Raw genomic sequence first — 24,326 nt, 5'->3', positions numbered from 1 at the left:
CGATGATGATCGTGCTGCTGAGCATCGTGATGGTGATCGTGGCCGCCGGGCTCGCCGCGGTCGTCTGGGCCGCGCGGGGCGGCCCGCGCTGGGTCCACGGTGTGGCGAAGGCGACGCTGGTCACCGCGGAGGTGGTGGCCGCGGCGCGGAAGAGGAAGAGCCGCGGGTTCGCCGTCAAGTCGGGCAGCACCCTCGACGGCGGAGGCTCGGGCGACTCCGGCGGCTGACGCGGGAGACTCCGGCGACTTCGGCGGTTCGGGCGGCTGACGGGCGCGGCCGGGGCGCGTGCTCGCGTCAGCCGCCGGAGGTGCCTGGCGAGGCGGGCCCGGCGGTGCACCTCTTCGGTGCGGGGGGACACCGAGGGGGCAGCGCCCCGGCCCGCCTCGCGCAGGCGGTCTAGAAGTCGTCCGCGCCGTTGCGCAGCTCGTACGTCCAGTAGCCGGTCAGCGCCTTCGCCGGGTCGACCGCGATGCCGCCGCTGCCCGGAGCCCTGACGGCGGCCATGCCGCCGCCGCCCTGGAGCGACACCTGGAAGGCCGAGACGGGCTCGTTGTCCTCGTCGACACCGCCGTCCGACACCTTGACCAGCGCGTAGGCGGGCGCGCCCGGCTTCAGGACGACGGGGGACGCGGGCTTGCTCTTGGCGACGGCCGGCACGTCCTGCTTGTGGCTCTCCAGGAACTGGATCTCCGGGAAGCCGGTCATCCGGCAGCTGTGGGCCGACGTGTTCTTCGCGGTCAGGACGATGTGGGTGTAGGGCGGGCCGCCGTGGCGGGCGGCGCTGATGGCGACGTCCTTGGTGGTGCAGACGGGCGCGGCGGCCGCGGCCCGCTTTCCGCCGGGCTTGGCGGCCACGGTCGCGCCCGCGGCCTGCACGTCGTGGGATCCGCCGACGGACACCGTGGTCTCGGTGGCCGACGCCGCCACCGTCGCCCCCGCGGGCTCCGCGGCCTTCGTGTCGGAGCCGCCCCCGCAGGCGGTGAGGGACAGGGCGAGCACGGCGGCGCCGGTCGCGGCGAGGACGGTGGAGCGGCCGAGAACGGCGGAGCGGCTGCGGAACGTACGCATGGGAAATCCCCCGGGAGTCGTAGAGCTGCGGTGAATCAGCGCCTGACCTGCAGACTTGCTGACACGCACTACTCTGACCGGCCCCGCTCACGTTCCGCTGCCGTACCGCTCACGTCCCGCTGCCGCGCCCTGGAGCCGTGGCACGGCAGCGCGGCGGCCGGGGTCATTCCGAGAGATGCGACTCCGTCGAGGGGTCGGTCAGCGACGGATCCGCCAGCCCGTCGACCACCTCGTGCGCCACGTCGTTCAGCAGCCGCCGCCGGGACCTCGCGTGGGATCGCAGCACGTCGAAGGCGTCGTCCATGCTCATCGACCTGCGCGTCGCGAGGACGCCCTTCGCCTGCTCGATGATCACCCGGCTGGTGAGGGCCCGCTCCAGCTGGCCGTTGAGCGCCCGGCCCTCCTCGGCCTCCTGCGCGCGGTGCAGCATCAGGGCGGTGAAGTCCACGAGGGACCGGGCCAGCGCCCGGGCATCCGGGCTGGGGGCGTCCCCGTGGTCGGAGAACAGGACGAGCGCCCCCAGGGCGCGGGCCGGCACCTGGAGGGGCAGCGCGACGACGTGGGTGTGGCCGAGCGCCAGGGCCGCCGGGGTGTAGCGGGGCCAGTGGCGCTGCGTCGCGCCGTCGAGGTGCAGCGGTGCCGTGAGCCGCGCGTCGGTTCCGTACGCGCCGTGGCCGGGGCCTTCGTGCCAGGAGAGCGCCTCGTGCTCCAGGCCGGCCACGTCGGGGTCGGAGCCGCTCGCCTGCGGCTGCTCGCGACCGCCTGGCGCGTACACCACGGACGCGGCGCGCACACCGAGGAGCGACGTGCTGCGGGCCGCCAGCGTCGCGAGGGTTTCGGGTACGTCGGGTGAGCCTTCGGTCGCGCTGCCGGCCAGGGCCACGAACGCATCGGCCAGCCGCTGTTGGGGCGTCATTCCGAGCTCCTCTGAGAAGTCAAAGATACGGATCTTCGTCCAGGATCCGCCGGGCCACGGCCTCGGTCGTCGTCTCATCCGTGAATGCCCGGGCCTTGATCAGCGCCAGCGCGTCATCGACACCGCAGGCGAGCCGTACGGAAAGGGCACCCGCCGCCTGCTGGACGGTGTCCCTGTGGTCCGTCCCGCCGTACAGTTCCGGGTCGGCGTCGGGTCCGAGCAGCACGATGCGGGTGAGGGCGGCGGTGACCTCGTCGAGATCCGCCGACCCCACGAGCCCGGCGCGTGGATCGAACACCGCGAGGGCCCCGAAACACCCGGCCCGTGTCTCCAGGGGAACGGCGAGCACCGAGCTGATGCCCATGGAGGTGAGCGCCGGCCCGTACCCCGGCCAGCGTCGTCCCATCTGCTCCCCGGCGGAGTGGACCGGGCGCCGTTCGTACGCCGCGTCACGGCACGGGCCCTCACCGAGGACGTACTCCAAGTCCTGCGCGTTCAGGGCCGGTTCGTCGGAGACCGCGATCGCCAGCTGGTTCTGCGCGGAGTCGACGAGGGCGATCGCGGCGCTGCCCGTGCCCAGCGCCTCCGCCACGCCGGTCATGAATCGGGGACGGCTTCCCTTGCCGCGCACCCACGCCGCGGTGCGGTCGGCGAAAGCGGCGTGCAGGGCGGCGGAGGAACGGTGGCAGGCGGCCGAGCGCCGGTGCATCTCGGCGGCCTGGGCGTGGAATTCGTCGCTGTCGGGGTCGGACACCCTCTGACGTTCGCGCCGTTCGGCCGAAGCCGTGGCCCGCTCGGCCCGCTCCAACGCCCGGGCGGCGCGCCCACGGGCAGTCGACACGACGCCGAGGGCATCGTCGTACCACTGCGGCTCCATACCCGAAGCGTACGCCCGTGTCGTCAGTCGGACGAGGAAATCCGGCTCTCCTCCATCATGAGGACGACACCACCGTGGTGCCCGTCGAACGGGGAGCAGAAGACGTCGCACATGATGGGGCGCCCGATCCGGCTCAGGGCGTTCACGGGAACCGGCCCCGTGCGCTTGCGGCTCTTCAGACAGTCCTGCACCACAGGCCGCAGCTCCTCCGTCGGCAGCCCGAAGTCCAGGTCGAAGAACGGCTCGTTGATGACCTCGTCGCTGCGCAGACCCCACAGGTCGACGGCGCCCCGGTTCCAGCTCTTGACCCTCAGCTTGCTGTCCAGCACCACCACGCCCGCCGCGATGCTGGTGAGCACCGCTTCCAGGAACGCCCGCGCCTCGTCGAGCTCCTCGGTGCGGATGCGCATCTCGTCATTCATCGTCTCCAGTTCCTCGTTGCCGGACTGGAGCTCTTCGTTGGTGGTCTCCAGCTCCTCGTTCGTGGACTGGAGTTCCTCATTGGTGGTCTCCAGCTCCTCGATGCTGGACTGGAGTTCCTCGTTGGTGGTCTCCAGCTCCTCGTTCGTCGACTGGAGTTCCTCGTATGCCGTCTCCAGGTCCTCGCGGACGCGCTTGACCTCGGCCTTCAGCTGAGTGGCCACGGTGACGTCGGTGAAGGAGATCGTGGTCGCGACGTGCAGGCCATTGGGCCCGGAGAGCGGCTGGATGAGGATGTCGAGGTACTGGACCTCCTCGCCGACCCGCCGCTCCGCCCGGTTGACCCGCAGCGTCCTGCGCTCGTGCGTGGCCTGCTCGATCAAGGAGCGGAGCTCGACCGGCCGGTAGGAGATCTCCAGGTCCTGGAAGGGGCGGCCCACATCGCCCGAGCTCAGCCCGAACTGGCTCCTCGCCTGGCTGTTGATCACGACGACCGCGCCGTCGCCGTCGATCGCGATCCACGGGGTCGGACCCGCGTCGAGGACCAGGTCGCGCAACTGCCGGGTGCGCGCCACGGAGTGCAGTTCTAGCCCCGAGCTGCTGCGCACCTTCAGGGGTGCGGGCTGGTAGGGCAGCCCGGCCTCGCCGGTGCGGCGCCGGAAGACCCGCTGGCGCATGTCGGCCACCTCGAACCGCTCGGCGTCGTTCAGCAGCATCTCGGCCTTGCCGAGGAAGAGGTAGCCGCCCTGGCGCAGGGCGAAGTGGAAGCGGTCGACGATCTGCGTCTGCGCCTCGACGTTGAAGTACATCAGCGTGTTGCGGCAGAGCAGCAGGTCGAGCCGGGAGATCGGGGCGTCACGGGTGATGTCGTGCCGCCCGAAGATCACCCGGCGCCGGAGGTCGGGGCGGAAGCTGAGCTGCGCGCCGTTCGGCTCGAAGTACTTCTCCCGCAGTTCCGGAGCGAGCGGCTCCAGCGCCTTCGTCGGGTACAGGCCCGACCGGGCCTCGCGCAGCGCTTCCTCGTCCACGTCCGTGGCGTAGATCTTGACGCGGCGCAGGCACTCCGCGATGCCCAGGGCCTCCGCGAACATGATGGCCAGCGAGTACGCCTCCTCGCCGCTGGAGCAGCCGGCGCTCCACACCCGGATCTCCTGGTCGGGGGCGAGGTCCGCGATCAGTTCGGGGACGACCTCGTGCTGGAGGAAGGTCCAGGCGTCCGGGTCCCGGAAGAACGACGTGACGTTGATCAGGATCGTATTGAAGAGAGCGCTGAACTCGTCGGAGCTCGTCTCCAGGAGGTCCTGGTAGTCCCGGTACGAGTCCATGCCGACGTCGGACATCCGCTTGTTGATGCGGCGGCCCAGGGTGGAACGCTTGTACCCGGTGAAGTCGAACCCACGGGCCTCCCTGATGAAGAGCAGCAGCTCTTCCAGGGCTTCATTGGGTTCCGCGTTCTGGGCCTCCGCGCGCGCGGCTTGCCGTGTCTCTTGGCGAGAGTCATGGCGCTTCTCCTGGCGAGGCTCGTGGCGAGTCTCGGGGAGAGGTTCCTTGCCAGATTCGTTCATCACTGCCCCGTGGCGTCGAGAAGTCCGCGGACGACTTCCGCGATCTCCACAAGAGGTAGCACGAAATCCACCGCGCCCGTGGTGACGGCCGCCTGGGGCATCCCGGAGAACTGCGCGGTCTGCGGATTCTCCGCGATCACGGTCCCGCCGCGCGAATGCACGGCCTCCACGCCCATCGCCCCGTCCACACCGGTCCCGGTCAGCACGCAGGCGATGGCACGGGACCCGTAGAAAGCGGCGACCGATTCGAAGAGGAGGTCGGCGGAGGGCCGTACGAAGTGGACCAGCTCCGCGTCGGAGAGCGTCAGCTTCCCGTCCGAGCCGACGAGCAGGTGCCGCCCGGGTGGCGCGATGTGGACGGTGCCGGGGATCGGTTTCTCCCCGGCCTCCGCGATCTGCACCGGCAGGTCCGTACGCCGGTCGAGGACGTCGGCGATCACGGTCCGGTGCCGGGGGTCGAGGTGCTGCACCACCAGCACCGGCACCGGAAGCCGCGGGCCCAGCGCCCCCAGAAGCTCGCTGAGCCCCTGGACGCCGCCCGCGGACGACGCCACGGCGACGACGGCGTAGGAACCCGCGGCGGCCTGGCCGGTCAAGGGCTGGCGGGCGGTGGGTCGGCGGGCGGTGGGCTGGTCGGCCGTCACATATTGAGCCTAGCGGAGGCGGAGCCACCGGGTGAGAGGGGAAAGTGGCCGACGAATATGACGAACCGAACGCACGAACCACTCCCTGCCTGCTCTCCCCGCCCACTCGTCGCTACTCGGCGAGGAAGGTGATCCGGCCGGGGTCGGGCGGGTCGAGGGGCGCGTTCGGGGCGGAGTTGTTCTCCAGGTAGTGCACCAGCGCGTCGAGGTCGGTCACCGATCCTCCGCCGCGCTCCGTTCCCTTGGTGAAGGTGGAGAAGCCGTTCCCGCCATTGGCGAGGAAGTCGTTCACGGTGACGCGGTACTTCCCTGTGGGCCGCACCCGCTCGCCCTTCACCTGGACGGTCTCGGTCAGCAGCCGCGCCGCCCCGGAGCGCTTCATGTCGACCGAGTACTTCAGCGCGGAGGACAGCTGCAGGAACCGCGGCTCTTCGGCGTTGGCCCCGGAGAACTGCTCCCTGAGTACGGTGAGCAGCTGATCCCCGGTGAGCGTCATGGTCATCAGCGGCGTGCCGAAGGGCTGCGTACGGAACGCGTCGGCGAAGGTCACGGACCCGTCGCCCCCGCGGACGAGGTCGGCGCGCATGCCTCCCGGATTCAGCAGCGCCAGCTCGGCGCGCTCGCCCCGGGTGGCCTCCGTCTGCGCGTCGGCGATCAGGCTGCCGAGGGGCGTCTCCTTCTCCTTCGACCCGCGGCCCGGCATGTCGGCGGAGATGTGTCCGACGGTCCGGTCGGCGACCTTCGCGGACCGTGCCCGCCAGGTCTCGATGAGCTTGCGCATCGCGGGCTGCTTCGCGCTGTCGACGGGCACGATCCGGTTCCGCGCGGTCACGGACGACCGTACGACGTCTCCGTCCGCCCCCAGACGGAACCGCAGATCGGTGAAGGACCGCCCGAAGGAGTCGGCCTGCGTCACGGAGCGGGGCGCGCCGGAGGGATCGGTGACCGTGCACTCGTACGAGTCGTGCGAGTGCCCGCTGACGATGAGGTCGACGGCGCTGGGCGTCCGCTCGGCGATGCCCTTGATCCGCCCCCGGAGCCGGGAGCCGGGCCCGTCGGCGTCACAGTCCCCACGCCCGGCGACGCCGTTGGCGGCCTCCCCTTCGTGCACGAGCAGCACCTGGGCGTCGACACCGGCGCGCCGGAGCTCCTCCGAATACCGCTTCACGACGGGAACTTCGTCGTGAAACTCAAGATCACGCACCTGGGAGGCATTGATCGCCTGAGGCGCGTCTTTGGTGACGACCCCGATGAACCCGATACGCAGCCCACCGGCCAGCGTTTCGATCGCGTACGGCTTGAGCAACGGCTCGCTGCTCCCGGCCCGGCTCACATTGGCGGCCAGATACGGGAATTGGGCCCCGTCGTACTTCCCACCGGGCGCACACCCGTCCTCCGGGTGACACCCGCCCCGAGCCATCCGCTCCAGTTCCCTCGGGCCCTCGTCGAATTCATGGTTCCCCACGGAACTGACATCGAGCCCGAGCCGCTCCAGAGCCTGCACGGTCGGCTCGTCGTGAAACAGCGCGGACAGCAACGGACTCCCCCCGATCATGTCCCCCGCCCCCACGGTCAACGACCTCCGCTGCCCGCCCCGAGCCTTGGCGACAAGCGCCGCCAACTGCCCCATTCCCCCGGCCTGCACATCCTTGCCCCCCGCCCGCCGCACCTGCCCGGCGGCCCCTTCGACGGGGTCGAGATTCCCGTGCAGGTCATTGAGCGCGATGAGCTGAACGGGGACGTCGGCACGGGGCGCGGGGGCGGCTTCGGCACGGGGCGCGGGGGCGGCGGTCGACGACCCCGGCAGGCAGAGGGCGACGCCGACGGCGACGGCGACACAGCCGAGGGCGGCGCGCTTGAAGGCGGCGTGCCGAGGGGTGAGGGTGGTGTCGGTGGTGTCGGTGGTGACGGAGGACGAGGAGGAAACACCCGAAGCGGATTGAGTCACGCTGCGAAGCTACGAACTCCCGATTCGAACACATGCGGGACACGCCAGGGGTTACGGGTTGTCCCCCGTACGCCGGGTGTCGTCCCCCGCTGGGCCGACTGTCCAGCACGGGCCGGTGTCGGGCCCGGCGATGCACCGATCCGGGTTCGACCGCCCCTGCCCCGGGCTCACGCTGTGGGGCTGGTGGCTGACGTTCCGACCAGCGGGTACCCGCGACGCGTGCTGGCCATTGTGTACTCGTCCTACGACACAGCGACGACGGTGTGGGCGTTCGTCGTCTCGGCTCTGATCGTGCTGACCGTGGCCTGGTACGTCCGGCGCAGAAGGTAGGAAGGCAGCGGTCAACTCGTCCCGCCGGCCGACGAAGCCGACGAAGCCGATGAAGCCGACGACATCCAGGCGAAGGCGTCCGCTGTACGGGGGCCCAGCGAACCGTCCCGCCAGGAGTCGGTGATGTCGGCCCACCGGCCGAGTCGAGCACGACTCGCCCCGTGCTCGTCCGCCTGGTCGTAGTAGAGGGTGAATTGATAGACCCGACCGTCCCCGGAGACGACGCGACCATCTTCATGATCGGGCCCCTCTTGCAGAAGTTCGACGACGACCGTCCGCTGCGGATCGAGCCCTTGCCCCCTCAAAAGCTCCCGCAACCGAACCCAGAGGTCGTAGTCGCTGGTCCGCAGAAGATCCGTGTACTGGGTGACGATGCTGGACACCATGGCCCAATGATCGGTCACCGCTGCGGGCCCCCTCGTACGGGCAAGGCTCGCGGAGACGACCGGCGCTGCCGACGCTGTACCTTCCGTGCATGGCCGATCTCGCCTCCCTGATCCAGTTGCTCGGAGCCGGCAGCGTCGGTGCCGTCGTGACGCAGTACGTGTCGGCGGGCCCGGAGCGCCGCCGAGCGCGCGCCACGGCCCGCGAGGCGATGGCGACACTTGAGCAGGCGCACTGGGCCCACGGCCGGGACAACGAATGGCCCCAACTGCGCACAGCGGTCCACGCCTTCGAGTCCGCCGCCATGGCGGCCGGGGTGCCCCGCGAGGTCTCCGGCTGGTACGTCAAGACACGCGTGGCGATCTACCTGGAAAGCCGCCGGGAGTGGGACCGCCACCCGGACCCGGAGTTCGGCGGAGGCGTGTCCACCACGTACATGGACGCGTTCTCCGGCGCCACGGAACTCGTCCACCAGGCCCTGTGGCACCCGCAGCGCTCCCGCTTCACGTGGCGCCCCCGCCTGAGGAAATCCAAGGAACGCACCAGGGCGGCGGTCGCGGACGCGCCCTCGATCCTCCGCGACCTGGAGGACCGGCCTGCGGCACTCTGATCTACGGCGCGGATTGCCGCAGCCGCAGACGTCCGCCCTGGCGGACGCGCCGACCGCAAACCGTCGCAGGACTCACTGCCGCCACCGCCATGTTCACGGACCTCTTCGGTCCCACATGGGCGCTGAGGCGATCAGGCGTCCGTGTGCTGCTCGTTCCCCGGGACCGTTCGGATCCAGGTGCGGAATTTCCAGCAGACGATGGGCGGGGCCGTCAGCATGGCCAGGAGGTAGAGGGCCACGCTCGCGGGGGAGATGAGGTAGTACTCCCAGCGGGGCGGCAGCAGGGCGGGGAGCGCGATCAGAAGGGTCAGAACCAGCCATGTGGCCAGGGTGGTGAGTATGACCTTGGAGACGATCACGACTGCTCTCATCGGGCTCGGGCTCCCCTCATGTCTGTCCAGATTGAGACTCCGAAGAGGCGTTCCGGTAAGAAATGACCTCTTGAAGTCCAGATCAGCAGGGGTGTCGCTCGTGCGGCGCCCTCCGTTCTTTCCGCCCTGTCGATCCATGCGCATACAGCTGGGCGCAGGGATATCGATCAGGACGACCCTCGAAACCGCAGTGTGTCAGCAGCAGTTGCAGTCCACGCGCGCGCCCCGGGAATCGGGGTCGTGCTCCTCGCTGGTGCAGCAGCCATCGCCACCGCCATCGGCCCGGACGCTCTTGCCGAGGGTGTCGGCGTCGGCCTTGACCACGTAGACCTCCCAGGGCTCCTGGCCGGGGCCGCGGACCCAGACCTTGTCCTGGAGGGCGTAGCAGCAGGAGGTGTCGTTCTCCTCGAACGTCGCCAGCCCTGCGTCCTTGAGGCGACCGGTGGCCGCGATGACCTGGTCGGTGGAGTCGACCTCGACGCCGAGGTGGTCGAGGCGGGTGTCCTGCCCCGGGTCGCCCTCGATGAGGACGAGCTTGAGCGGGGGCTCGGTGATGGCGAAGTTGGCGTAGCCCTCGCGCCGCTTGGCCGGTTCGGTGCCGAACAGCTTCGAGTAGAAGGTGATCGACGCTTCCAGGTCGCTGACACGCAGGGCGAGCTGAGCACGGGACACGGCGGTACTCCGATTCGCTTGTATCGATGTCTGTCGATGTAGCATTGCGCTCTGTATCGAAGGATGTCAACATAGAGGAATGTCGAATCAAGAGCTTGTGGTGCTGGGAGAGTCCGGCGGGCCCGACGCATGCTGCCCGGGGCTGCTGACCACCCCGCTCGACGAGGAACAGGCCGTTGACCTCGCGAAGGTCTTCAAGGCGCTCGGCGACCCGGTGCGCTTGCGGCTGCTGTCGCTCATCGCTTCGCAGGCGGGCGGGGAGGTCTGCGTGTGCGACCTGACCCCGGCCTTCGACCTGTCGCAGCCGACGATCTCGCATCACCTCAAGCTGCTGCGGCAGGCCGGTCTGATCGACTGCGAGCGGCGCGGCACATGGGTCTACTACTGGCTGCTGCCGGAGATGACCGACCGCCTCGCCGGCATCCTGACCCGCCCCGCCGGCACTCCGCTGCCCGACCGCGGTGAGACGGCCGGTGCTGCCTCGTGAGCGCTGCCGCGCCTGAACGGAGCGTGGCCGGGCGGCTGTCGTTCCTGGACCGCTACCTGGCCGTGTGGATCCTCGCGGCGATGGCCGTGGGCCTCGGCCTGGGCCGCCTGGTCCCGGGGCTCGGGGACGCGTTGGCCACCGTGACAGTGGGCGGGGTTTCCCTGCCGATCGCGCTGGGCCTGCTCGTGATGATGTATCCGGTGCTGGCCAAGGTCCGTTTCGACCGGCTCGACACCGTGACCCGGGACCGGCGCCTGCTGCTGCCTTCGCTGCTGCTGAACTGGATTCTCGGCCCGGCCCTGATGTTCGCCCTGGCCTGGCTGTTCCTGCCGGACCTGCCCGAGTACCGCACTGGTCTGATCATCGTCGGTCTGGCCCGCTGCATCGCCATGGTCATCATCTGGAACGACCTCGCCTGCGGACACCGGGAAGCTGCCGCTGTCCTCGTCGCGCTCAACTCGGTGTTCCAGGTGATCGCGTTCTCTGCGCTCGGCTGGTTCTACCTCCAGGCACTGCCAGGTTGGCTGGGCCTGGAACAGACCGGACTCGACGTGTCCGTCTGGGAGATCGCCCGCGGCGTCCTGGTATTCCTCGGTATCCCGCTCGCGGCCGGGTACCTGACGCGCCGCATCGGTGAGAAGCTCAAGGGCCGCGACTGGTACGAGGCGGAACTGATCCCGCGCATCGCCCCGTTCGCTCTGTACGGGCTGCTGTTCACCATCGTCGTCCTCTTCGCTCTCCAGGGCGACGCCATCACCAACCAGCCGCTGGACGTGGTGCGTATCGCGCTGCCGCTGCTGGTCTACTTCGCGCTCATGTGGGCCGGATCGATGCTGCTGGGCAAGGCTGTCGGCCTCGACTACCCGCGTACCACCACGCTCGCCTTCACTGCCGCGGGCAACAACTTCGAGCTGGCCATCGCCGTGGCGATTGCCACCTTCGGAGCCTCCTCGGGGCAGGCCCTGGCCGGTGTCGTCGGCCCGCTCATCGAGGTGCCCGTGCTGATCGGCCTGGTCTACGTGGCCTTGTACGCGCGCCGCTACTTCACCGCCCCTACCGAGGTCGCTCCGCAGGAAGAGCCCACCCATGCCTGACACCCCGCAGCAGCCGTCGGTGCTGTTCGTCTGTGTCCACAACGCCGGACGCTCACAGATGGCGGCGGCCTTCCTCACCCACCTCGCCGGAGACCGCGTCCAGGTCCGGTCCGCGGGCTCGGCCCCGGCCGAGACGGTCAACCCGGCCGTGACCGAGGCCCTCGGCGAAGTCGGCATCGACATCTCCGCCGAGGTGCCCAAGGTCCTCACCGTGGAAGCCGTCCAGGCCTCCGACGTCGTCATCACCATGGGCTGCGGCGACACCTGCCCCGTCTTCCCGGGCAAGCGCTACCTCGACTGGCAACTCCCGGACCCGGCAGGCCAAGGCGTCGACGCGGTCCGCCCCATCCGCGACGAGATCGAACGACGCGTGCGCACCCTGATCGACGACATCGCACCGGCGGGCGGCGCATGACCGGCACCCGGAACGTTCGCATCGAACCGCCCACCTCGGGACTATGGGCGTCGAACCGACGGATCAGCGCCCTGTGGGCGATCGCGACCCGAGGCCCGCATGCCGTTGCGGCCCGGCTACGGGAGCTCGTGCTTGCGCAGGGCCAGTGATCAGCGCGGACAGCAAAAAGGCCCGGGTCGATGACCTGGGCCTTCTTCGTGGAGCGGGTGACGAGAATCGAACTCGCACTCTCAGCTTGGGAAGCTTAGGCGGTAGAGCGGCTGTTGCCCGGCTGACCTGGGGTCGGGCGCCCTCAGCGCGTAGCCGGACCATCGGCTGATTCCCCGGTACTCCCTGTGGTTCCCCGCATGATCTGGCACGGGTCTGGCACGACATCTCCTTACTGAACGCGATCACGCGGGTCTGGTGCTTCGCCTGCCCTCCGGGCCAAGAGTCAGTGATCACGGTGTCAGCCCATGCAGCTGGAAAAACCTCTCCCATGCCGTCCTGCAACGCTGAGCCAGGTCGAGAGCGTCTTCGGTACCAGTTGAGCCGCTGGGGGTCGACCACTCGATCTCTGCACGCACCCCTTGCCCCCCATGCACCCTGGCGATCCTCACGGTGATGGGGTCAGGGTTTCTGTTTCGACTCTTCCTGGTGTGGTGCTTGGTCGTTTGAGTCATGCCGTCGCACAGCTTCAGAGCCGGGTCGCTCTTGAGGTAGCTCATGGCTTGAGGCTTGCTGGCTTGCTCTTGCAACCAATCTGCTAGCTCACAACAGTCCTTGAAAAATCCCTCAACTTGCCTACGCACGACTTCGTTATTGAGGTCGCTTTGCTGATAGGTCGCTTGAAGAGCGTGTAGGCCGCTGATCACGTCGCGCCACTTCTGCTGCCATGGCCTCTGAGGGTTGTAGCCGATACTTGCCGAAGCATTGAAGGTGCAGGTGGCTCCCAGAGCGGCTTCTGCGTACACCACGGCGTTGCGTCGTTCGCCACCGCAGGTTGGGCACGGCTGCCCAACGGGCGTCTCATCCAAGCTGGTGCCGCAGTCGGGGCAATTCATCACGGTCGCAGTGTATGAGGGCCAAGAGACTCATTTCGACCAGATATATGCAGCCTTAGGTGCATAGGCTCGGGCTTGAGACCACGACCTCTTCGCCCTGAAGCAACTCGGACGAGGCCGTTGCCTGGGGCTGATGCGCCTCTCACCTGCGCTGATGGTCCCTAGGCGTTCGTACTCGTCCGCCGCTGTTCGCTGGCGTTGTCACGCAGTTAGACACTCCCGGCAGCTGGTCCCCTAACAGCTGATCACTCGGGTGCAACCTGGCGCCAGATTCGCATGCAGGTGGGGGCGTCCCTCAAGATGCCTACCTCGGCCCCGAACGACCGTCCATCTGGATGGCTGAAGGTGAAGTGGAAGCTGTGATTTGCCGCGTCTGTCTCCGACCGGGAAAGTGTGAGGCTGTCGCCCTCCACGTCGTACTGACTTGCGATGCGCTGCTTGGCAACCGCAATGGCGGTCTCCTCTGAGATCACATTCCCCCAATGGTCGCCCTGGGAGCGTCTCCGGAGCTTCGAGTAGAGCGCCTTGACTGCCTCGGAGACAACTACAGTTGTTACACCTCCCATGCCGTTGGAGCTCATTTCAAGGACGAACTCCATGAACGAAGATGAGGCGCCCCAGTTAGTGATCCCCTGCCGAGAACTGATGTGGCTCATGGCCGGGTACTCGGCTCCACGGAGCCACGTCAGAGCCTCAAGCTCCTTGATGATGTCGTCGGCCGGCATCTCGAAGCTGTCGAGGCTGAGGACCCAAACCTCGTCGGGCTCTGAAGTGGGGTGGTCGGTGAGCTTCACTATGAAGGTAGCTGTTATGTATTCCACTGCTCTCCGCTGCTCATCGCTTGGATAGTTCGCAGCAGAGTAGCCATCGCACCAGGGTCATGAGGGGGTTTTGCGTGGGCCTCGCCTCGGCCCACCACTAGCCCCAGCTCCCATCCCGTCCGCCGTCGACCCACACACCGTGGAGCGGGCGTGGTTCAGGGCGTCCAGGTGGAGCGCGCCACTGTACGAACGACCTGGACGCCCTGGGCCGCGTCTGCTCGGCTCTGCCTGGGTCGACGGTGGACGGGATGGGAGCCCCCAACGCTCGCCACGATGGGCCCGCAGTCGCGTACGGCGCCCCCTCCATCCCAGAGTCAGAGCGCCCCCGCCGGAGGCATTTCCTTGTCCTTGGATCGTTGTGTCGGGTGATCGCCGATTGGCCTCGGCTTTATCCCTGTGTGGGCGGGCGTCGGCGCAGCCGGGGCGGAGCGGGCCGAAGGCAGGAGCGGCAGCCCCGAGCGGAGCCGTGAGCCCGCCCGGCGGTGCGGAGCGGCGCCGGGCGCTTGAACCAGTAGAGAAAGTTGTAACTCAGTCGGTCTGCCGGGGCTTGAAGTCGTGTGCGCAGGCTGGGAGTTCTGCCGCTTGGCGGTGTGCGAGGGGCAGGAACAGGACTGGTCGTATCGTCCAGGTGATGCGTGTGTCCGCGTGAGTCACTGAGACCGTGCAGGGCTGCATCTGGAGAAGGGCTCTGCGGGTGCGGACGCGGCCCTCGTAAAGCCACTCCCAGGCTTCGCCTGAAGCGTGAGTGTTCAGTGCCGGGGAGATCGTGCGGAGTGCCACCGCTACCCACCGATCCGCCTGCGGTGCAGAGTAGGCGTCGAAGGATGCTCGTAACTGGGGCCCCGCCTGGCCGTCCGTGGCGGTGGGCTCCGTCCAGCACTCGCACCAGTAGCCGCGTCGGGGCCTGCTCACCCGCATAGTTGGCCTCCCCTGCCGGCCTCGGTGAAGAAAGCCGCGGTGACCGTGTGGCCGTGGTCGCTGTCATTGACGATGACGCGGTGAGCGATGGCGCTGACCATCTCCAGGCCCCGGCCGTGTTCAGCCTCTTCGTTCTGATGCTCGACCTTGGGGGCGGTTCCCGTGTCTCCGCCGTCGGTGACCGACAGGGTGAGCATCTGCGGGGATACCTCGATGGCCAGGGAGAAGCTGCCCGACTGACGCCCGCTGGCTGTGTGCAGGATCGCGTTCGCGCTCAGCTCGCTCACGATCAGTTCGGCGTCATCTGCCAGGGGCGAGTCACGAAGGATGTCCCGCGTCCAGCGTCGGGCCCGGCTGACCTCTTCTGGAAAACCTGGGCAAGTGAGGCCCCAGACTCGGATAGTGCTCGTATACTCGTGCATACAAGTTCCTTCGCGCTGGTAGGCCGCCATGTGCAGCGGGTTCGAGCTAGACGAGTTTCACGCCGTCATGGGCGCGAATGGCCGGCGGGGATGCTGCGTCGAGTGCGTCCAGGACGCGGATCGCGTAGGCCTCGTCGGCGAGTTCGGTGACTTCTTCGCGGGTCGCCCAGCGCAGAGCGCGGGTCTCGTCGCCGGTGGTGGGCGTACCGTCGGCGGCCTCGCAGCGGAAGACCATGGAGACGATCAAGCCCGTCATGTTCTTGTAGATGCCGGTGAGGGTCGCCGGAAGCACGATCTTGATTCCGGTCTCTTCGAGGACCTCGCGTTGCAAGGCCTCGGGGATGGTCTCTTCGCGTTCGAGGATTCCGCCCGGGGGCTCCCACTTGCCGTTGTCCCGGCGCTTGATCAGGAGGGCACGATCCTGATCGTCGACGATGACTCCGGCAACGCTCACGGAGTGCGGACGGTCAGCGCTCACGGTCCTCGGCCCTCTCGGATAGCTAGGCTTTCCACCGTAGCAACAACACTCGCCCACTCGTCTAGATACCTAAAGGAGTACACGTGACGTCACTCCCGAGCCTGCTCGGCGACATCGACCCCACGAGTGATCGTGCGGTCTTTCGGCAGATCGCCGACCAGCTGCGCGAGGCCATCGACCGTGGGCGGTTCAAGGAGAGCGAAAAGCTTCCCTCGGAGGCCGAACTCGTCGAGCACTACGGCGTATCCCGGATGACCGTTCGGAACTCCTTCTCCGTGTTGCAGGGTGAGGGCCTGGTCCACGCCGAGCATGGCAAGGGCGTCTTCGTACGACCGCGGCCTCCCGTGCGACGGCTCGCCTCCGACCGCTTCGCCCGACGCCACCGCGAGCAGGGCAAGTCCGCCTTCATCGTCGAGGCCGACGCGGCAGGCAGTCACCCGCAGGTCGACAGCTTGGAGGTCAAGGAGGAGAAGGCCACGCAGGACATCGCCACCCGCCTTGGGTCTGTGCGGCGTGTGCTCGCTCGGCGGCGGCGGTATCTGCTCGACGGCCGGCCGGTCGAGTTCGCCACCTCCTACCTCCCACTCGACATCGCGCGCGGCACGCAGATTGCCGAACCCAACCCCGGTCCCGGCGGCATCTATGCCCGCCTCGAAGAACTGGGCCACCACCTCGACCACTTCGACGAGGAGATCCGGGCCCGGATGCCCGCACCGTCCGAGGTGAAGACGCTCCGGCTGGCCTCCGGTGTACCCGTGATCCACCTGGTCCGCACCGCGTACGACACCGAAGGACGGGCCGTGGAGGTCTGCGACACCGTCATGGCGGCGGACGCCTACGTCCTGTCGTACCAGCTCCCGGCCACGTGAGGGCCTGACGGCTGTGGCGCGCGGTGGTCCACACCCAGAACTCGTATACGCCAACAGGCCTACTCGTATAGACGAGTTGGCAAGTTGTGTGGCACAGTGGACGGCGTTCCCGGAGATCGGGTTTGAACGCCGCATCTTGTATAGACGAGTAGATGGGAAGAACCTTGCGAACCATTCGCGTGGAGACCTCGGCCGCGACGATCCTGCTCACCGAGGCGCCCGAGCCCAAGGTCCGCGACCGTCAGACCGGCGAGATCGCCAAGGACGTCACCAGCGGTGAATCGCTGATGACGATCGGCGTCGTCTACATCGAGGAGGGCGAGTCGTCCCTGATCAAGGTGACCATCCCGGAGAGCGGAGTGTCCGAGGGGCTGACGCTCGGTGCGCCGGTCTCGCTGCCGGGACTCGTCGCCCGACCGTGGGAGAGCGTCTTCAACGGCCAGCAGCGGCACGGCATCGCCTACCGCTGCGCCGCCGTCACTCCGGCCGCCTTCCCGGCCGCCATGGGGGCCTCGGCCTGATGACCGATCTGACGACGTTTCTGGAGGTGGGTGGTCCTGTCGCCGCACTCGGCGGCGGGGCTGCCTACACCCGGGCCAAGCACCCCGGGGTCTACTGGTCTGCGGTCGGCCTGCCGATATCCACGGCCCGGCTGCTCAGCTCCTACGGCTCGGTCATGGAGGCCTGCGGCCTGTCCGTGACTCCATCCCGACTGCGTGTCCTGGTGGTCAAGGCTACGACGCGTGGGGAGATCCGTCCCGTACCGCCTCGGCGCGGAATCATCCGCCCGACCACGACCGGCTTACGGCTCCGTCTGCGGCTCGCACCGGGCCAGGAACCCGCCGATGTGGCCGCGTCGGCCGAACGGCTGCGGCACGCCTGGGGAGTTCACGCCGTCTACGTGACCACGGTCAAGCCTGGAGTGGTCGACCTGCGACTCGTCGGCTATGACGTGCTGCGAGAGGTCCGTATGCCGCGCAAAGCGGTGGGCGGATCCCTGAAAGTGCCCGTAGCGCTGCGGGAAGACGCCACCCCTTTCGTACGTGACTACCGCGTGGTGCCGCACGGCCTCTCCCTGGGAGCCACGCTGTCGGGCAAGTCCATGTACCTGCGGCATCTCGTTGCCGGACTCGCGCCACAGCCCGTCGCCCTGGTCGGCATCGACTGCAAGCGCGGTGTGGAGCTGGCGCCCTTCGCCTCGCGGCTGTCGGCGCTCGCCACCGATCCCGAGCAGGCTGCCGAATTGTTGCCCGTTCTCATCAAGGAGATGGAGGACCGGTACGACCTGATCAAGGCACGCCAGAGGATCGCACCGGGCACGCCGAACGAGGAGATCACCTCCGACATCTGGGGGCTTCCCGAGCAGGAACGGCCCGTGCCCGTAGTCCTGTTCGTCGACGAAGTGGCGGAACTCTTCCTCGTCGCCACGAGGAAGGAGGAAGAGCGGCGGGACGAGATGGTCACTCAGCTCATCCGGCTTGCCCAACTCGGTCGCGCGGCGGGTATCTACCTGGAGGTGTGCGGGCAGCGATTCGGCGCCGAGCTCGGCAAGGGCGCCACGATGCTCCGGGCCCAGTTGACCGGCCGCGTCTGCCACCGCGTGAACGACGAAGCCTCCGCGAAAATGGCGCTCGGCGACATCGCCCCCGAAGCGGTCTCCGCCGCCTGCGCCATCCCTGCCGAACGGCCCGGTCTCGCCGTCGCCGGTGACACCTCGGGCGGCTGGTCCCGCATCCGTACGCCGTATCTCTCCCTGTCCGACGCTGCCGAGACCTGCCGCGCGTCGGCCCACATGGTCCCCGACCTGCCCGCGCTGGAGACCTTCCGGCCCTCCGTGCCCGCGCAGCCGGTCGAGTCCCCGGCCAACCCGGTCGTGCAGCCGCGACCGGTCACCGGCTGAGCCGCACCTTCCCGCACCCCCGGTCGGCGTGACCGTCTCGCGCCACGTCCCTACCCCTGCCATGCCAGAATCCGGAAGGAGCCGCAGCATGCGCGCCCAACTCGCCCGTATCGATGCGGTGCTCGTACAGGCCGTCATCGCGGCAGCCTTGTCCTTCGCCCACCTGCACGACGTCGCCTCGGCGTCCGGACAGGACGGGTGGAAAGCGTGGGCCTATCCGGTCTCGGTGGATCTGTTGCTCGTCGCCGCCTGGCGTCGGCTGCGGACCGGTGACGCCAAAGCCGCGGGCTGGTGCTGGTTCGTCATCGCGCTCGCGGCCTCCCTCGGTGCGAACGTCGCCACCGCCGGACTGCTCGACATGAACCACGTGCCGGCCTGGCTCCGCATCCTCGTCGCGGGCTGGCCTGCGGTCGCCTTCCTCGGCGGGACGCTCCTGGCGCACTCGACGCCGACACCGCCCGACGAGGTCCTGGAGCAAGACCCCGAGGGCGTCGACGACCAGGAGGACGCGCCCGATCCCGTACCGGAGCTCTCGTCGGCACCGGCACCGGCCGCCGAGTCCGTCCCCACCTCGACCCCTCCGCCCACCGTTGCCGTCCCGGCTGCCCTCGTCGACCACGCCCGCAAGGTCGCCACCGAGCACCACACCCGTACCGGAACGGTCATCGACACCACGACCCTGCGCGCCCGTCTCGGCGTCCCGATGCCCATGGCCGACGCCATCGCCGCTCAGCTCTGAACGCCCGAAAGCTCTGAACGCCCGAAAGCTCTGAACGTCCTGAAGGGAGATCCACATGAGCGCCAACCGCCGTTTCCGCTCCGTCGCCCGTATCGGTCCCGTACAGGTCGGCACGTCGTACGACGGCCGTGGCCGTGAGAAGCACACCGCCGCCTGCACGGCCCCGCGCTGCGGCTTCTCCGCCGACTACGACAGTCGCGCCGCCGCCGAACTCGCCGCCCGCACCCACCGCTGCCCCGTCCGCTGAAAGGACCCGCTTCCGTGACCGTCAGCCTGCCGCTCGTGTTCGTCCTCGGCCTCTTCGCCTGGGGAGCGGTCAAGTTCCTCGGCGTCCGTACGTGGATCGTCGTGATGATCGCCCTGTTCGGCTTCTGGCTCTCGCACACCTTCATGGCCCCGGCCATCGAATCCGGTACGCGCTCCGGCGTGGACGTCGTAAACGGCTCTCATGTCTAGACGAGTAGGTAAGGAGAACTTCGCCGTGTTCCTGCCCAAGTACCCCGACAGCCCGACGCCGCCGCCCGTCCACCACCACACGGTGGCCGACCCGAATCCCGTACGGCGATCCGCGCCTCAGATCTCCATCACGAGCGGGGCGGTCGTGGCCGTCCTCGTCGGCGGCGTCGTGCTGACCGCGCTCCTGGCCGCCGTCGCCGTGACGGCCATCTCCGTCGCGGTGTGCGCCGTCGTCATCCGCTCGATGCTCCGCGACCAGCGGCGGCGCTAGTCGCCAGCACTGCCAGACCCCCGGGGCGGCCCTGATACCGCCAAGCATCCGCCGCCCCGGGGGCCCTGTCCCTCCTGACCGAAGCCAGAAGGAGAAGCCATCATTACCCGCGCCACCCCGCCCCCGCTCAGCGAACTCGGTCAACTGGCCGCAACCGGCACCATGCCGGGACTCTTGCGTCAGCTCTCCGGCCTCGGCGGCTGCACCCATCCGATCCGCCTCGACGGCCACCGCACCGAGCACACCGTCGACGCCCGGACCGGCGAGATCGGCAACGTCCTCCACCACCTCGACTCGGCCACCCTTCCCGCCGGTCACCTCCTGGTCCGCTGCAACAACCGCCGTACGACCCGCTGCCCTGCCTGCGCGGAGGTCTACCGCCGCGACACCTTTCACCTGATCACCTCCGGCCTGCGCGGTGGCAAGGGCGTCCCCGAACGCGTCGCCGCGCACCCCCGCGTCTTCGCCACCTTCACCGCACCCGGCTTCGGGCCTGTCCACAACCGCCCCACCGGCCCGGCCCGAACGGTCCGTCCTTGCCGTTGCGGCTTCGTCCACGACCAGGACGACACCGCCCTCGGCACCCCGCTCGACCCGGACACCTACGACTACGAAGCAGCCGTGCTCTGGAACGCTCACGCGGGCCTGCTCTGGCGGCGCTTCTCGGTCTACCTCCGCCGGGAGGTCGCCAAGCGTGCCGGCCTCACCCAACGCGCCTTCCGCGAGTACGCCCGGGTGTCCTTCGCCAAGGTCGCCGAGTACCAGAAACGTGGTGCGGTCCACTTCCACGCGGTCATCCGCATCGACGGCCCGGACGGCGGCGACACCCTGCCCCCTGCCTGGGCCACCCCCGAGCTGTTGACCGACGCCATCCGCGCCGCTGCGACCGCCGCCCGCGTGGATGGCCCGGTCATCGACAACCGCGCGCACACCTTCGCCTTCGGCCGCCAACTCGACGTACGCACCGTCCGATCCGCCGACTTCGACGGTGGTCAGGAGCTGACCGAACGGGCCGTCGCCGCGTACATCGCCAAGTACGCGACCAAGGGCGCCGAGACTGCCACGGGTGCGCTGGACCGGCCCCTGAAGTTCCTCGCCGAACTCGCCCAGCTCGACATCAGCGAGCACGCCCGCCGCATGATCCGTACCGCATGGGCCCTCGGCGCCCGCAAGGAACTAGAAGAACTCCGGCTCCGGGCCTGGGCCCACATGCTCGGCTTCCGCGGCCACTTCTCCACCAAGAGCCGCCGCTACTCCGTCACCCTCGGCGCCCTCCGCGACGCCCGAGCCGAATGGCGTCGAGCCCAAGCCGTTACCGACGACCAGGCCGCCCCGGACTCGACCCTCGTCCTCGCCCACTGGGTCTACGCCGGAACCGGCCTCACCGACACCGAAGCCTGGCTTGCCGAAACCTTCGAACCCGCCCCCGGAACCGAAGGGGAGCCCACGCATGGCTGAGCGCCATCTCTCCGTCGACCAGGTCGCCGAGCTGCTCGGCACGACCGCCCGTTTCCCGCGGCGGCTCATCGAGGAGCGGCGCATCCGGTACGTGAAGGTCGGCCGCCACGTGCGCATCCCGGAAAGCGCGGTCGAGGAGTTCATCACCTCCCACACCGTCGAGCCGATCAAGCGGTCCCGTGCTCGCTACGGGAGGGCTGCCTGATGGCGAACAGCAGGGGGAGACGTCGCCGCTTCGGTGCGATTCGGCGGCTGCCGTCTGGCCGCTACCAGGCGCGCTATCCCGGGCCGGACGGCGTGATGCGCCCGGCGCCGTTCACCTTCGAGACGACGGCCGACGCTGACGACTGGCTGGCCGAGAAGCAGACCGAGATCCGCAGAGGTGATTGGCGGGACCCAGAGGCCGGGGCCGTCAACCTTCGCGCCTACGCAGACAAGTGGGTCGAGGAGCGCGAACTCAGCGTGCTCACGCGCGACCTGTACCGGTACCTCCTGGGCCGGCACATCCTCCCGACCTTCGGTGACGACGACCTCGACGAGATCACCGCGCCTCGCGTCCGTACCTGGCGTACCGAGCGTCTCCGCACTGGCGCCAAGACGGCAACGGCCAAGGCGTACCGCCTCCTCAAGGCCATCATGGAGACCGCCGTCGATGACGACCTGATCCGCCGCAACCCGTGCCGGATCAAGGGCGCGGGCGCCGAGAAGGCACAGGAACGGCCTACGGCCACCGTCGCGCAGGTCGATGCCCTCGCCGAAGCGGTCGGCATGCGGTGGCGCCTCATGGTCTACCTCGGCGCCTACGGCCCGACCCGGCCCGAGGAACTGGCCGGGCTCCGGCGCCGGGACGTCGACCTCGACGCGCTGCGCATCACGGTGCGGACCGCCGAGCCGGAGAGGACGAACGGGCGACGCGCGCCCGGCGACACCAAGTCGGACGCCGGTACCCGGACGATCTACCTGCCCGCGTTCCTGGAGCGTGAGGTTCGCTGGCACATGGAGTCGTTCGCCGAGGAAGGGCCGAACGGTCTCGTCTTCGTCGGTGATCGGGGAGCGCCCTTCCGCCGGAGCACCTTCGGCAAGTACTGGCGCAGGGCGCGCACGGTCGCCGGTCTGCCGGGCAACTTTCGGTTCTACGATCTCCGCCACACCGGGCACACCCTGTCCACCCGATCCGGCGCGACCCTGAAGGACACGATGGTCCGCGCCGGCCAGTCGTCAGAGAAGGCGGCGATGATCTACCAGCACTCCGAGGAGGAGCGTCAGCAGGAAGTCGCCGGGATGCTCGATCGGAGTGTTCGGAAGGCCCGCCGGGCTGTGGCACGGAAGCCGGATGGTCAAGCATCTGGCACGGATGTGGCACGCGACGAGTGAGAGAAGGCGGACAGCAAAAAGGCCCGGGTCGATGACCTGGGCCTTCTTCGTGGAGCGGGTGACGAGAATCGAACTCGCACTCTCAGCTTGGGAAGCTGATGTTCTACCACTAAACTACACCCGCGAAAGACGCCGTATGAACCGGTGTCGTAACGTCGCACACTCTACCTCATCCCGGGCCCCCGGCGCTCTCGCCGCGGGGCCCGCGTGCTGTCCGGGAGGCGGATGCGCCGTGCGTCCGCGGGGAGTTGGGGCGTACCGTGGCACGCGGTCGTGCCGCCTGGATGAGCGTCCCTTTCATACCGTAATGTGGCCTTTCGTCGTCGGCTCGGAGGCGAGCGTGAGACGAGTTGGTACGGGTACGTACGAGCTCACCTACGACTGGGGAAGGGACTACAGGACTTGATGGAGCGCACCGTCGTCCGATGTGCCGAAGGGCACGTGTTCAGCACCGCTTCGTTCCCGATGCAGCAGGCGGACCGGCTCGGTCCTGGCCGGCTCATCCGCTGCCCGCGCTGCGCCCGGCTCCGGCACGCCGTGCCGGTGACCTTGCAGCGGCGGTAGCGGGTGAGGGAGAGAGGGAGCGGGAGCGGGAGCTAGCACAGCGAATACAGGGCGCGTGGGTCCTGTCCGATTGGGGACGGCCCGCGCGCTCTGCGTATCCTCGGTGCGTGCTTCTCTCAGACAAGGACATCCGGGCCGAGATCGACTCCGGACGGGTGCGGATCGACCCGTACGACGAATCCATGGTGCAGCCCTCGAGCATCGACGTGCGGCTGGACCGCTACTTCCGGGTGTTCGAGAATCACCGCTACCCCCACATCGACCCCTCCGTCGAGCAGGCCGACCTGACGCGGCTCGTGGAGCCCGAGGGCGACGAGCCGTTCATCCTCCACCCCGGGGAGTTCGTGCTCGCATCGACGTACGAGGTCATCTCCCTGCCGGACGATCTCGCCAGTCGGCTCGAAGGCAAGTCCAGCCTCGGGCGGCTCGGACTCGTCACGCACTCCACCGCCGGGTTCATCGACCCGGGGTTCAGTGGGCACGTGACCCTGGAGCTCTCGAATCTGGCGACTCTGCCGATCAAGCTCTGGCCCGGTATGAAGATCGGGCAGCTCTGCATGTTCCGGCTCACCTCGCCCGCCGAGGCCCCCTACGGGTCGGAGCGGTACGGGTCGCGTTATCAGGGACAACGGGGGCCCACCGCCTCCCGGTCCTTCCTCAATTTCCATCGGACACAGGTGTGACATCCAGCATGAGTGACATGCGCGAGAACCTTACGTACGAGAAGTTCGGCCATGCGGTGCGCGAGCTCGCGCAGGCCGTCGCCGACGACGGGTACCAGCCCGACGTGATCATCTCCATCGCCCGCGGTGGCGTCTTCGTCGCGGGCGGGCTCGCGTACGCACTCGACTGCAAGAACATCCACCTCGTGAACGTGGAGTTCTACACGGGGGTCGGGACGACGCTCGAGATGCCTGTGATGCTCGCGCCCGTTCCCAACGTCATCGACTTCACCGACAAGAAGGTGCTGATCGCCGACGACGTCGCCGACACCGGCAAGACGCTGAAGCTCGTCCACGACTTCTGCCTCGACCACGTCGCCGAGGTGCGGTCCGCCGTCATCTATGAGAAGTCGCACTCCCTCGTGAAGTGCGAGTACGTGTGGAAGCGCACCGACGAGTGGATCAACTTCCCGTGGAGCGTCGAGCCGCCCGTCGTGAAGCGTGAGGGGCAGATCCTCGACGCGTGAGGGGCAGCGCAGCTCCTCGACGC

The 24,326-nt window shown here is 68.7% G+C and carries 31 protein-coding genes and 1 tRNA gene; 17 read left to right on the top strand and 15 right to left on the bottom strand.

The window, feature by feature from the left end; translation table 11 throughout:
• Positions 1-2: 2 nt before the first annotated feature.
• A complete protein-coding gene (locus DEJ48_RS18860) occupies positions 3-227 on the top strand; it encodes a hypothetical protein (RefSeq protein WP_190537473.1) in 225 nt (74 codons plus the stop codon).
• A 169-nt stretch (positions 228-396) separates the two neighbouring features.
• On the opposite strand, the gene DEJ48_RS18855 is transcribed toward DEJ48_RS18860, so the two are convergent.
• The 7 genes from DEJ48_RS18855 to DEJ48_RS18825 form a co-directional block, all read right to left on the bottom strand.
• Positions 397-1,068 carry a DUF4232 domain-containing protein gene (locus tag DEJ48_RS18855; RefSeq protein ID WP_150217323.1) on the bottom strand — a complete coding sequence of 224 codons (672 nt, stop codon included), beginning with the start codon at positions 1,066-1,068 and terminating at the stop codon, positions 397-399.
• Positions 1,069-1,231: 163 nt separating this feature from the next.
• Positions 1,232-1,984, bottom strand: coding sequence for an ANTAR domain-containing response regulator (locus DEJ48_RS18850; RefSeq protein ID WP_150217322.1), 753 nt, complete (start codon positions 1,982-1,984; stop codon positions 1,232-1,234).
• A gap of 19 nt (positions 1,985-2,003) precedes the next feature.
• A complete protein-coding gene (locus DEJ48_RS18845; RefSeq protein ID WP_150217321.1) occupies positions 2,004-2,861 on the bottom strand; it encodes a GAF domain-containing protein in 858 nt (285 codons plus the stop codon).
• Positions 2,862-2,884: 23 nt separating this feature from the next.
• Entirely contained in the window at positions 2,885-4,846 is a 1,962-nt protein-coding gene (locus DEJ48_RS18840) for a CheR family methyltransferase (protein ID WP_150217320.1), read from the bottom strand.
• Positions 4,846-5,490 carry a chemotaxis protein CheB gene (locus DEJ48_RS18835; RefSeq protein ID WP_317850923.1) on the bottom strand — a complete coding sequence of 215 codons (645 nt, stop codon included), beginning with the start codon at positions 5,488-5,490 and terminating at the stop codon, positions 4,846-4,848. Before DEJ48_RS18835 ends, DEJ48_RS18840 begins: the two co-directional genes overlap by 1 nt.
• A 112-nt stretch (positions 5,491-5,602) precedes the next feature.
• Positions 5,603-7,438 carry a bifunctional metallophosphatase/5'-nucleotidase gene (locus tag DEJ48_RS18830; RefSeq protein ID WP_150217319.1) on the bottom strand — a complete coding sequence of 612 codons (1,836 nt, stop codon included), beginning with the start codon at positions 7,436-7,438 and terminating at the stop codon, positions 5,603-5,605.
• Positions 7,439-7,779: 341 nt separating this feature from the next.
• Positions 7,780-8,154: a hypothetical protein gene (locus tag DEJ48_RS18825; protein ID WP_150217318.1), complete on the bottom strand. Its 375-nt coding sequence runs from the start codon at positions 8,152-8,154 to the stop codon at positions 7,780-7,782.
• 89 nt (positions 8,155-8,243) lie between these two features.
• On the opposite strand from DEJ48_RS18825, the gene DEJ48_RS18820 reads away from it, so the two are divergent.
• Positions 8,244-8,762 (top strand): hypothetical protein, encoded by a 519-nt coding sequence (locus DEJ48_RS18820; protein WP_150217317.1) that lies wholly within the window; start codon positions 8,244-8,246, stop codon positions 8,760-8,762.
• A 131-nt stretch (positions 8,763-8,893) separates the two neighbouring features.
• Here DEJ48_RS18820 and DEJ48_RS18815 read toward each other — a convergent pair whose 3' ends face one another.
• Together DEJ48_RS18815 and DEJ48_RS18810 are read right to left on the bottom strand one after the other, a co-directional pair.
• Positions 8,894-9,133 carry a hypothetical protein gene (locus DEJ48_RS18815; RefSeq protein WP_150217316.1) on the bottom strand — a complete coding sequence of 80 codons (240 nt, stop codon included), beginning with the start codon at positions 9,131-9,133 and terminating at the stop codon, positions 8,894-8,896.
• A 195-nt stretch (positions 9,134-9,328) separates the two neighbouring features.
• Entirely contained in the window at positions 9,329-9,805 is a 477-nt protein-coding gene (locus DEJ48_RS18810) for an ArsI/CadI family heavy metal resistance metalloenzyme (protein WP_150217315.1), read from the bottom strand.
• Positions 9,806-9,884: 79 nt separating this feature from the next.
• Here DEJ48_RS18810 and DEJ48_RS18805 point away from each other — a divergent pair, with 79 nt between their 5' ends.
• From DEJ48_RS18805 to DEJ48_RS18795, 3 genes are all read left to right on the top strand, one after another.
• The gene (locus DEJ48_RS18805; RefSeq protein WP_150217314.1) at positions 9,885-10,292 is read left to right on the top strand and encodes an ArsR/SmtB family transcription factor; all 408 of its coding nucleotides are present in this window, start codon (positions 9,885-9,887) and stop codon (positions 10,290-10,292) included.
• A gap of 80 nt (positions 10,293-10,372) precedes the next feature.
• Positions 10,373-11,386: an ACR3 family arsenite efflux transporter gene (arsB, locus tag DEJ48_RS18800; RefSeq protein WP_411757542.1), complete on the top strand. Its 1,014-nt coding sequence runs from the start codon at positions 10,373-10,375 to the stop codon at positions 11,384-11,386.
• Complete coding sequence (locus DEJ48_RS18795) at positions 11,379-11,801, top strand: arsenate reductase ArsC (RefSeq protein ID WP_150217313.1); 423 nt, start codon at positions 11,379-11,381, stop codon at positions 11,799-11,801. The genes arsB and DEJ48_RS18795 overlap by 8 nt, the downstream gene beginning before the upstream one ends.
• 440 nt (positions 11,802-12,241) lie before the next feature.
• Here the strand turns inward: DEJ48_RS18795 and DEJ48_RS18790 are convergent, their stop codons facing one another.
• The 5 genes from DEJ48_RS18790 to DEJ48_RS18770 form a co-directional block, all read right to left on the bottom strand.
• Complete coding sequence (locus DEJ48_RS18790) at positions 12,242-12,847, bottom strand: hypothetical protein (protein WP_150217312.1); 606 nt, start codon at positions 12,845-12,847, stop codon at positions 12,242-12,244.
• A 242-nt stretch (positions 12,848-13,089) separates the two neighbouring features.
• Positions 13,090-13,665 (bottom strand): hypothetical protein, encoded by a 576-nt coding sequence (locus DEJ48_RS18785; RefSeq protein WP_150217311.1) that lies wholly within the window; start codon positions 13,663-13,665, stop codon positions 13,090-13,092.
• A gap of 528 nt (positions 13,666-14,193) precedes the next feature.
• Positions 14,194-14,583 carry a hypothetical protein gene (locus tag DEJ48_RS40360; protein WP_150217310.1) on the bottom strand — a complete coding sequence of 130 codons (390 nt, stop codon included), beginning with the start codon at positions 14,581-14,583 and terminating at the stop codon, positions 14,194-14,196.
• The gene (locus DEJ48_RS18775) at positions 14,574-15,005 is read right to left on the bottom strand and encodes an ATP-binding protein (protein WP_150217309.1); all 432 of its coding nucleotides are present in this window, start codon (positions 15,003-15,005) and stop codon (positions 14,574-14,576) included. Before DEJ48_RS18775 ends, DEJ48_RS40360 begins: the two co-directional genes overlap by 10 nt.
• A 46-nt stretch (positions 15,006-15,051) precedes the next feature.
• A complete protein-coding gene (locus DEJ48_RS18770) occupies positions 15,052-15,459 on the bottom strand; it encodes an NUDIX hydrolase (protein ID WP_150217308.1) in 408 nt (135 codons plus the stop codon).
• Between the two features lie 107 nt (positions 15,460-15,566).
• Here DEJ48_RS18770 and DEJ48_RS18765 point away from each other — a divergent pair, with 107 nt between their 5' ends.
• The 10 genes from DEJ48_RS18765 (at position 15,567) to DEJ48_RS18720 (ending at position 22,550) form a co-directional block, all read left to right on the top strand.
• The gene (locus tag DEJ48_RS18765) at positions 15,567-16,352 is read left to right on the top strand and encodes a GntR family transcriptional regulator (protein ID WP_150217307.1); all 786 of its coding nucleotides are present in this window, start codon (positions 15,567-15,569) and stop codon (positions 16,350-16,352) included.
• A gap of 164 nt (positions 16,353-16,516) precedes the next feature.
• The gene (locus DEJ48_RS18760) at positions 16,517-16,873 is read left to right on the top strand and encodes a hypothetical protein (protein ID WP_150217306.1); all 357 of its coding nucleotides are present in this window, start codon (positions 16,517-16,519) and stop codon (positions 16,871-16,873) included.
• The gene (locus tag DEJ48_RS18755) at positions 16,873-18,252 is read left to right on the top strand and encodes an FtsK/SpoIIIE domain-containing protein (RefSeq protein ID WP_150217305.1); all 1,380 of its coding nucleotides are present in this window, start codon (positions 16,873-16,875) and stop codon (positions 18,250-18,252) included. Before DEJ48_RS18760 ends, DEJ48_RS18755 begins: the two co-directional genes overlap by 1 nt.
• An 88-nt stretch (positions 18,253-18,340) precedes the next feature.
• Positions 18,341-18,991: a DUF2637 domain-containing protein gene (locus DEJ48_RS18750; RefSeq protein ID WP_150217304.1), complete on the top strand. Its 651-nt coding sequence runs from the start codon at positions 18,341-18,343 to the stop codon at positions 18,989-18,991.
• A gap of 55 nt (positions 18,992-19,046) precedes the next feature.
• On the top strand, positions 19,047-19,238 hold the full coding sequence (locus DEJ48_RS18745; RefSeq protein ID WP_055526751.1) for a mobile element transfer protein: 192 nt from the start codon (positions 19,047-19,049) through the stop codon (positions 19,236-19,238).
• Between the two features lie 14 nt (positions 19,239-19,252).
• A complete protein-coding gene (locus DEJ48_RS18740) occupies positions 19,253-19,447 on the top strand; it encodes a hypothetical protein (protein ID WP_150217303.1) in 195 nt (64 codons plus the stop codon).
• A gap of 25 nt (positions 19,448-19,472) precedes the next feature.
• On the top strand, positions 19,473-19,718 hold the full coding sequence (locus DEJ48_RS18735; protein WP_150221255.1) for a SpdD protein: 246 nt from the start codon (positions 19,473-19,475) through the stop codon (positions 19,716-19,718).
• 162 nt (positions 19,719-19,880) lie between these two features.
• Positions 19,881-21,176, top strand: coding sequence for a replication initiator (locus tag DEJ48_RS18730; protein WP_150217302.1), 1,296 nt, complete (start codon positions 19,881-19,883; stop codon positions 21,174-21,176).
• Complete coding sequence (locus DEJ48_RS18725) at positions 21,169-21,381, top strand: excisionase family DNA-binding protein (RefSeq protein ID WP_030788957.1); 213 nt, start codon at positions 21,169-21,171, stop codon at positions 21,379-21,381. Before DEJ48_RS18730 ends, DEJ48_RS18725 begins: the two co-directional genes overlap by 8 nt.
• A complete protein-coding gene (locus tag DEJ48_RS18720; RefSeq protein WP_150217301.1) occupies positions 21,381-22,550 on the top strand; it encodes a tyrosine-type recombinase/integrase in 1,170 nt (389 codons plus the stop codon). The genes DEJ48_RS18725 and DEJ48_RS18720 overlap by 1 nt, the downstream gene beginning before the upstream one ends.
• Before the next feature lie 50 nt (positions 22,551-22,600).
• On the opposite strand, the gene DEJ48_RS18715 is transcribed toward DEJ48_RS18720, so the two are convergent.
• Positions 22,601-22,674: transfer RNA gene (locus tag DEJ48_RS18715), tRNA-Gly, on the bottom strand.
• A 547-nt stretch (positions 22,675-23,221) separates the two neighbouring features.
• Between DEJ48_RS18715 and dcd the strand changes: the two genes are divergently transcribed.
• Positions 23,222-23,797 carry a dCTP deaminase gene (gene dcd / locus DEJ48_RS18710; RefSeq protein ID WP_055565996.1) on the top strand — a complete coding sequence of 192 codons (576 nt, stop codon included), beginning with the start codon at positions 23,222-23,224 and terminating at the stop codon, positions 23,795-23,797.
• Between the two features lie 8 nt (positions 23,798-23,805).
• On the top strand, positions 23,806-24,303 hold the full coding sequence (locus DEJ48_RS18705; protein ID WP_150217300.1) for a phosphoribosyltransferase: 498 nt from the start codon (positions 23,806-23,808) through the stop codon (positions 24,301-24,303).
• Positions 24,304-24,326: the final 23 nt, after the last annotated feature.

Source organism: Streptomyces venezuelae (assembly GCF_008642315.1).
GTDB lineage: Bacteria > Actinomycetota > Actinomycetes > Streptomycetales > Streptomycetaceae > Streptomyces > Streptomyces venezuelae_D.
The sequence above is the reverse complement of the archived record's forward strand: the minus strand, read 5'-3'. Positions and strand labels throughout refer to the sequence as shown.

Bases quoted from the DNA above. Each gene is read 5' to 3' on its own strand.
- DEJ48_RS18720 (WP_150217301.1), top strand. From the start codon at position 21,381: ATGGCGAACAGCAGGGGGAGACGTCGCCGCTTCGGTGCGATTCGGCGG.
- DEJ48_RS18725 (WP_030788957.1), top strand. From the start codon at position 21,169: ATGGCTGAGCGCCATCTCTCCGTCGACCAGGTCGCCGAGCTGCTCGGC.
- DEJ48_RS18820 (WP_150217317.1), top strand. From the start codon at position 8,244: ATGGCCGATCTCGCCTCCCTGATCCAGTTGCTCGGAGCCGGCAGCGTC.
- arsB (WP_411757542.1), top strand. From the start codon at position 10,373: ATGGCCGTGGGCCTCGGCCTGGGCCGCCTGGTCCCGGGGCTCGGGGAC.
- DEJ48_RS18805 (WP_150217314.1), top strand. From the start codon at position 9,885: ATGTCGAATCAAGAGCTTGTGGTGCTGGGAGAGTCCGGCGGGCCCGAC.
- DEJ48_RS18755 (WP_150217305.1), top strand. From the start codon at position 16,873: ATGACCGATCTGACGACGTTTCTGGAGGTGGGTGGTCCTGTCGCCGCA.
- DEJ48_RS18850 (WP_150217322.1), bottom strand. From the start codon at position 1,984: ATGACGCCCCAACAGCGGCTGGCCGATGCGTTCGTGGCCCTGGCCGGC.
- DEJ48_RS18795 (WP_150217313.1), top strand. From the start codon at position 11,379: ATGCCTGACACCCCGCAGCAGCCGTCGGTGCTGTTCGTCTGTGTCCAC.
- DEJ48_RS18750 (WP_150217304.1), top strand. From the start codon at position 18,341: ATGCGCGCCCAACTCGCCCGTATCGATGCGGTGCTCGTACAGGCCGTC.
- DEJ48_RS18775 (WP_150217309.1), bottom strand. From the start codon at position 15,005: ATGCACGAGTATACGAGCACTATCCGAGTCTGGGGCCTCACTTGCCCA.
- DEJ48_RS18745 (WP_055526751.1), top strand. From the start codon at position 19,047: ATGAGCGCCAACCGCCGTTTCCGCTCCGTCGCCCGTATCGGTCCCGTA.
- DEJ48_RS18855 (WP_150217323.1), bottom strand. From the start codon at position 1,068: ATGCGTACGTTCCGCAGCCGCTCCGCCGTTCTCGGCCGCTCCACCGTC.
- DEJ48_RS18860 (WP_190537473.1), top strand. From the start codon at position 3: ATGATGATCGTGCTGCTGAGCATCGTGATGGTGATCGTGGCCGCCGGG.
- DEJ48_RS18845 (WP_150217321.1), bottom strand. From the start codon at position 2,861: ATGGAGCCGCAGTGGTACGACGATGCCCTCGGCGTCGTGTCGACTGCC.
- DEJ48_RS18825 (WP_150217318.1), bottom strand. From the start codon at position 8,154: ATGGTGTCCAGCATCGTCACCCAGTACACGGATCTTCTGCGGACCAGC.
- DEJ48_RS18705 (WP_150217300.1), top strand. From the start codon at position 23,806: ATGAGTGACATGCGCGAGAACCTTACGTACGAGAAGTTCGGCCATGCG.
- DEJ48_RS18840 (WP_150217320.1), bottom strand. From the start codon at position 4,846: ATGAACGAATCTGGCAAGGAACCTCTCCCCGAGACTCGCCACGAGCCT.
- DEJ48_RS18815 (WP_150217316.1), bottom strand. From the start codon at position 9,133: ATGAGAGCAGTCGTGATCGTCTCCAAGGTCATACTCACCACCCTGGCC.
- DEJ48_RS40360 (WP_150217310.1), bottom strand. From the start codon at position 14,583: ATGCGGGTGAGCAGGCCCCGACGCGGCTACTGGTGCGAGTGCTGGACG.
- DEJ48_RS18730 (WP_150217302.1), top strand. From the start codon at position 19,881: ATGCCGGGACTCTTGCGTCAGCTCTCCGGCCTCGGCGGCTGCACCCAT.